The organism is Pisciglobus halotolerans (assembly GCF_900113675.1).
Lineage (GTDB): Bacteria > Bacillota > Bacilli > Lactobacillales > Carnobacteriaceae > Pisciglobus > Pisciglobus halotolerans.
In genome coordinates, this window is record NZ_FOQE01000057.1 from 931 (window position 1) to 7,766 (window position 6,836).

At 42.3% G+C, this 6,836-nt stretch carries 5 protein-coding genes; all 5 read left to right on the top strand.

Annotated elements, in window-relative coordinates:
• Positions 1-422: 422 nt before the first annotated feature.
• Complete coding sequence (locus BM057_RS10935) at positions 423-1,433, top strand: Gfo/Idh/MocA family protein (RefSeq protein WP_047392500.1); 1,011 nt, start codon at positions 423-425, stop codon at positions 1,431-1,433.
• A gap of 157 nt (positions 1,434-1,590) precedes the next feature.
• The gene (locus BM057_RS10940) at positions 1,591-2,856 is read left to right on the top strand and encodes a DEAD/DEAH box helicase (RefSeq protein ID WP_092093746.1); all 1,266 of its coding nucleotides are present in this window, start codon (positions 1,591-1,593) and stop codon (positions 2,854-2,856) included.
• 45 nt (positions 2,857-2,901) lie between these two features.
• Positions 2,902-5,574 (top strand): sigma-54-dependent transcriptional regulator, encoded by a 2,673-nt coding sequence (locus tag BM057_RS10945; RefSeq protein ID WP_092093748.1) that lies wholly within the window; start codon positions 2,902-2,904, stop codon positions 5,572-5,574.
• Between the two features lie 204 nt (positions 5,575-5,778).
• Positions 5,779-6,096 carry a PTS sugar transporter subunit IIB gene (locus BM057_RS10950; RefSeq protein ID WP_047392495.1) on the top strand — a complete coding sequence of 106 codons (318 nt, stop codon included), beginning with the start codon at positions 5,779-5,781 and terminating at the stop codon, positions 6,094-6,096.
• A 45-nt stretch (positions 6,097-6,141) separates the two neighbouring features.
• Positions 6,142-6,480 carry a PTS lactose/cellobiose transporter subunit IIA gene (locus BM057_RS10955; RefSeq protein WP_092093751.1) on the top strand — a complete coding sequence of 113 codons (339 nt, stop codon included), beginning with the start codon at positions 6,142-6,144 and terminating at the stop codon, positions 6,478-6,480.
• Positions 6,481-6,836 lie beyond the last annotated feature (356 nt).

Below are 6,836 nucleotides of genomic sequence, written 5' to 3' on the forward strand. Positions count from 1 at the left end.
TTGAGTGTGTGATAAAGCAGTATTTATAGCAAGCTCGGAGACAGAAATGTGTTTGAGTGTGTGATAAAGCAGAATTTATAGCAAACTCGGAGGCCAAAAGGTGCTTGAGTATGTCATAAAGCAGCATTTATAGCAAACTCGGAGACAAAAAGGTGCTTGAGTATGTCATAAAGCAGCATTTATAGCAAACTCGGAGACAAAAAGGTGCTTGAGTGTGTGATAAAGCAGCATTTATAGCAAACTCAGAGACCAAAAGGTGCTTGAGTGTGTGATAAAGAAGCATTTATAGCAAACTTAAAGACAAAGCGCGTTTGAGTTGACAGCGCAGAAAGAGTTTATCAGCTTTTCAGAAGCAGCAAGCATTTCTGAAAGCACTTTAAATAGTTGAACAATGATAAAAACAAGTAACGGAGGAAAAAGGGATGACATTACGTTTAGGAATTATTGGGACAAATTGGATCACAAATGATTTTGTAGATGCAGCGATCGCGTCAGGAAGTTACACATTAACAGGGGTTTATTCAAGAACAACAGAGAAAGCTAAAAAGTTTGGCGAACCTTATGGCGCTACTGTTTATGAAACAGAGATGGAAGATTTTGCGCAACATCCAGAAATTGATGTCGTTTATGTAGCTTCGCCTAACAGTTTGCACTTTGAGCAAGCTGTCCAATTGATGAAAGCGGGTAAACATGTGATCGTTGAAAAGCCAATGTTCTCTAATCCAGATGAATGGCAAGCCGCTCGCAAAGTTGCTGAAGAAAATGATGTTTTCCTATTTGAAGCTGCTCGTCACATCCATGAAGAAAACTTTCAAATCGTTAAAGATGAAGTCAAAAAGATGAAAGGGCTGGAAGGCGCGAACTTGACTTATATGAAGTATTCTTCTCGTTATGACAAAGTATTGATCGGCGAAGAACCGAATATTTTCTCACTGAAGTTTTCAGGCGGCGCGTTGGCAGACTTAGGTGTGTACCTTGTTTATGCAGCGCTTGGTTGGTTCGGTATGCCAGAATCTTGTCACTACTATGCTAAAAAAGTTGCGACGGGTGTTGACGGCAAAGGAACGATCATATTGCGTTACCCTAATTTTGACGTCACGATGCAAACCGGCAAGATCGCCAATTCTTATTTGCCAAGTGAGATCTACGGCTTGAACAAAACGATTATTTTAGATGGCATCAGCAGCATCTCGTCTGTTGATATCGTGGATAATGAAACGAGTTTGACGGATCATGTGGCTGAACCTGTTGCAAAAATGCCGATGATCGATGAAGCACGGGCATTTGCAAAAGTGCTAGCTGCGCCAAAAGCTGAAGAAAGTCAAAAAGCTTATGCTGAATGGACTGAACTTAGCCGTCAAGTCAACCAAGTCCTATACAACTTGCGCCAAGATGCAGGGATCACATTTGCCGCTGACCACAAAGCAGACTAAACGAACAATCAGTTGTTTAGTTTGAGCAAATGCTTGAGTGAAAGTTGTACAAACTGAAAAGACTGAGCCAACATAAAGACAGACAATAGAGACGGAATAGGTGCTTGGAAGAATCGCTCCAAGGCCTATTCTTTTGCCAAAATAAAGGAGCAAAAAGATGGAAAAAATCGTACCTGCTTTTCAAAAGCATTGGGAAGAAGTTGGTTTCCAAGAACCAACCATGATACAAAAGGAAGCTTTTACTTATTTGGAAGAAGGAAAAGATATGGTCGGGATCTCGCCGACTGGAACGGGAAAAACGTTGGCTTATGCTTTGCCGGCTTTGCAAAAAGTAGCGCCAAGTGATGGGGTGCAACTTGTGATCCTAGAACCTTCACAAGAACTGGCTGTACAAGTAGGAGAAGTGGTGAAAGAGTGGGCAAATGAGATCCAGCTTACAACTTTAACGTTGATCGGCAATGCCAATATCAAACGCCAAATCGAAAAATTGAAAGCCAAGCCGGAAGTCATTGTTGGAACACCGGGACGGATATTGGAATTGGCAGAACAACGCAAACTGAAACTGCATCAAGTTCGGATCGCAATTTTGGACGAAGCCGATCAGCTATTGAGCCAAGATCAGTTGCATACAGTCAGAGAAGTAGTAAAAAAAATGCCGAGCGAACGGCAGATGGGCTTCTTCTCCGCAACGAGCAATGAAGTCGTGGCCCATTTGCAAAGATGGTTCAACGCCGATCCTGAATGGGTGGATGTGACGGAAACGGATGATTCAAAAGGTGAGCTGAGTCATGCTTATATCGAGATGCCAGTCCGCAAACGCAACCAAGTTTTAAAACAGCTGACCAATATGGACGGTTTTCGCGCATTGGTATTCTTTAACGATGTCGGAAGCTTGATGACAACACTAGAGAAATTACAGTATGATGGCGTATCGGCAGAAGTTCTTCACAGTGAAGAAAATAAAACGGCGCGTAAAAAGAACTTGCAAGCTTTTCGTTCCGGCAAGCTTTCCTTACTGTTGACGACAGATCTTGCTGCTAGAGGACTCGATATTCAAGACCTTGACTATGTCGTTCAATATGATTTGCCGATCTCGAAGGAAAGTTATGTGCATCGTTCAGGTCGAACGGGCAGAATGAAGCGTAAAGGAACTGTGTTGACCTTAGTAAATGAACGCGATTTGCGGAATTTCAAACAGTTGATCAGCCCACTCAATATAGATTTGCAAAAACGACAGGTTTATCAAGGCGAGTTGGTTTCAGAAAAACCGGCTGTTGAAAAGGAAATGAAAACAAAAACAGTCAGCAAGCCAAAGCAAAAAGAAACCATCCGTGTTAAACCAGTGGAGCAATCCGAAAAGAAAAAGAAGAAAAATCGCCGAAAAAATCAAAAAAACAAAGGGGCACGTAAGAAAAAATCTTGAGATCTGTAAGAGGTAAAGAAGAACAACATAAGCTGGGGTGAAAACATGAAAAACCGGAAAGAGCTGGTGTTTGATTTTTTACAGCAGCAGCCTAATGTTCAGTTTTCAGCAAAAGAAGTTGCAGAAAGCATGGAACAAGATCGAGCAAATATTAGTCGACATTTAAATGAACTCGCCAAAGAAAAACACATTGAAAAATCAACAGGACGACCTGTTCTCTATTGGTACAAACAAGAAAAAATAGCTGAAAAAGAAAAAGAGAGTCAAGCTTTTTCAAAAATCATTGGCTATGACTTGTCGTTAAAAGTCATGATCCAGCAAGCCAAAGCGGCTATTTTATATCCGCCTAGAGGATTGCATACGCTGATTCTGGGAGAAACAGGGACGGGGAAATCGCTTTTTGCGAAACGTATGTATGAATTTGCCGTTGAATCAGGTGCTTTGCCGCCCGATGCGCCGTTTATTTCTTTTAACAGTGCCGATTATGCACAAAATCCGCAGCTGCTGTTTGGACATATTTTTGGTGTGAAAAAGGGTTCTTATACAGGTGCTACTGAAGATCAACCAGGTTTGATGCGGAAAGCAGACGGCGGCATCTTATTTCTTGATGAGATCCATCGGCTGCCGCCTGAAGGTCAAGAAATGTTGTTTACCTTTATCGATAAAGGGGTTTACCAACCTTTAGGCGAAAGCGATAAAGAACATCATGCCAGCGTGCAGATCATTGGCGCTACGACAGAAAGTTCAGACGCTTTGTTGAACACATTCAATCGACGGATCCCGATGACGATCACGCTGCCGCCTTTATCGGAACGAACCATTGACGAACGCTATCAATTGGTCGCCACTTTTTTACAACAAGAGGCGCAGCGACTGAACCAGGAAATTTATGCGGAACGGGAAGTCATATTAGCGTTTATGCTGTATCATCCGGAAGGCAACTTTGGGCAAGTGGAGAGGGACTTGAAATTGGTTTGCGCCAAAGCCTTTTTACATTACCGTACCAATGATGAAGATCATTTGACGCTGACGCAAAAAGATCTGCCTTTGCAAGTGCAAAAAGGGCTATTGCTGTTGAAAGAAGCGCCAGAACGTGTTCAGCGCCTCGTCAGTCCGCAGCAAAAGACCTTTATTTTCACGCCAGGTGCAGATGGTTCGCGCTATTACTTGGGTTCAGGCTCCGATATGAGTGTGTACAATGTCATTGAAGAACGTGTCGATGAGCTGCTGAGGTCTGGTGTCTCTGAAAAAATCAACTTGGAAGAATTTGTCCAAAGCGGGCTCTCGCACTATTTTAGTGACTATGTCGAGCAGCTGGCCAATACGGAAGTGCACAAAGAGTTGATCCCGCAAGATATCTTGGATCTGACAGACCGGTTATATGAAACAGCTCAAGAACAATTGAACCGCACCTTTAATTCTAGTACACGATTTGCATTTGCCTTACATTTGCAAAGTACGATCGACCGTTTGAAAGAAGGACGTCAAGTGGTGCACCCGGATCTCAATAGTGTTCGCAAACAGTATTCAAAAGAGTTCCAAGTAGCGATCGCCTTATCCTCGATGATCGAAGACACATATGCTGTCGATATTCCTTTGGATGAAATCGGCTTTATCACGATGTTTCTAACGATCGATGTCAAACAAACCGCCAAAACGATGCAAGAAAAAGTAGGGGTTCTGGCGATGATGCATGGTCAATCAACAGCAACCAGTATGATGCAGACCGTCAAAGAATTATTAGATACAGACACAGGGCTGGCGCTGGATATGCCGCTGACGACCAAAGTCAAGGAAATGTATGCGACTGTTCGTGATTTGATCAAAGAACAAAAAGACAATTTCCCGAACGGCTTTGTACTTTTGACCGATATGGGATCGTTGAATGCATTCGGCAATATGCTGATGGAAGAATTGGAATTGCCGATCAAATCCTTAGCGATGACCAGTACGCCAGTCGTTTTAGAAGCTGTGCGCCTTGCCAGCATGGGACGGCCGCTAGAAGATATTTACCAGAATTGTCAGCGCACTTTGGCAAATGGTATCCAACAGACGTTAACAGTGAAAAAAGAAAAAACGCCGGCAATCGTAGTGACTTGCTTTACGGGAGAAGGTGTGGCTAAGAAGCTGGAAGACAAAGTGAACGATCTGATCGATACAGACCAAACCGCTGTGATCCCGATGCAATTCCTACAGCGAGAAACGTTCCGCCAACACATCGATCAGTTGATGCAAGATTACGATATTAAAGCGATCATCGGGACGGTTGATTTTGAGTATTCCCATGTGCCATTTTATTCTGCGATGGACATCTTCAACGGCAGTAAAGTAGCCGAGTTAAAACAAAAATTAGAAACCACGATCCCAATTGCTCAAATGACAACGTCACTGGAAGACACACTGAAACATGTAGGTCCGGTCAATGAACTGCTCGTTACGATCAATGAACTTTTGAATCAACTGATCAGCGAAATGCAGTTAAATATCGACACGGGCATCCGCACAGGTGTCATTATGCACATCGCTTTCCTCGTCGAGTCATTGAAAACGAAAGGGATCGTGCGGCATTTCCCAAATTTGGACCAATTCATCAAGCACCAGCGGATTTTCATGGATATGGCAAAAACAGCCTTCATCCCGCTAGAGAGAATTTACGGTATCACTTTCCCAGATGACGAGCTGGCGTATATTGTTTCCATGCTGATCGAAAATGAATAAAAGCTTACATTTAGCAGTTTTATTTGTACCAAAAGAAGAAAGACTACACACTGAATTGATTTGTGTAAGAGAACGATTACAGTGTGTAAGTTTTACGGAAGATTGAAAACCCTTTAGTCATAAGGACAAGCCAAATGAAAAGTTGGCACGCAATTTGCTATATATAAAGTGTGAGTAAAAATAAAGATTTGGAGTGAATCAATCATGGCAGAAAAAACAATTATGTTAGTATGTGCAGCAGGAATGAGTACAAGTTTATTGGTTAGCAAAATGCAAAAATCAGCAGAAGCAAAAGGTGTAGACGCAGATATCTTTGCAGTATCCGCTTCTGATGCAGATTCAAGCTTAGCAAGCAAAGACGTAGACGTTCTATTATTAGGACCTCAAGTTCGCTTCATGAAATCCCAATTTGAAAAGAAAGTAGCGGACAAAGGCATCGCTGTTGACGTTATCAATATGCAAGACTACGGTATGATGAACGGTGAAAAAGTATTGGATACAGCTATTTCTTTGATGAAATAGACCCATACTTTAGCGAGAATAACGAAACAGAGAGGAAGTTCAGTAGTGGGAGAAGAGCAACAAAACTTGGAAACGATCATGGGTCTGATCATCAATGGCGGAAATGCTAAAAGTGACGCAATGGAGGCTATCCGTGCAGCTAAAAAAGGTCAATTCGACGAAGCTGACCAAAAATTGAAAGACGCAGATGCCGCTTTAGGAGAAGCACACAAATCACAAACCGGCATGCTGACAAAAGAAGCTTCCGGAGACCCAGTAGCAGTGTCTCTATTAATGGTCCACGGACAAGACCACCTGATGAATGCCATCACCTTCCGCGACCTTGCCGCAGAAGTCGTTGACGTGTACAAAAAAATGGCCGGCGTAGAATTCTCCGAAGACTAATAGGATACTAATAGACCAGCTATAAAAAGTCAACTGGATAAATATACTTTTTATGATTTTTTTCTCTAGCTCCTTGCGCGCTTCCGCTTGCTGGCCTTCCCGCTTTTATTCGTTTCTGCTTTGCAGAAACCAACAAAAACGGGAAGGGATAGGGAAAACTTATAAAAAAGTGCATATCAAATAAGCTTGGTAAAACCAATTTTTTAAAATAATATTAGGTTGTTTTTAGAGAAGTTGGCAAATGTGGTGTATAAGGTTTATGATCGCGTAATACAGCGTAAATAATGTGAGTAAGTTTTCGAGCAACGGCTCCTATAGCGACTTTATGCGGTTTGCCTCTGCTTATAAGTTTTTTG

Coding starts and splice junctions, on each gene's coding strand:
- BM057_RS10945 (WP_092093748.1), top strand. CDS start 2,902: ATGAAAAACCGGAAAGAGCTGGTGTTTGATTTTTTACAGCAGCAGCCT.
- BM057_RS10935 (WP_047392500.1), top strand. CDS start 423: ATGACATTACGTTTAGGAATTATTGGGACAAATTGGATCACAAATGAT.
- BM057_RS10950 (WP_047392495.1), top strand. CDS start 5,779: ATGGCAGAAAAAACAATTATGTTAGTATGTGCAGCAGGAATGAGTACA.
- BM057_RS10940 (WP_092093746.1), top strand. CDS start 1,591: ATGGAAAAAATCGTACCTGCTTTTCAAAAGCATTGGGAAGAAGTTGGT.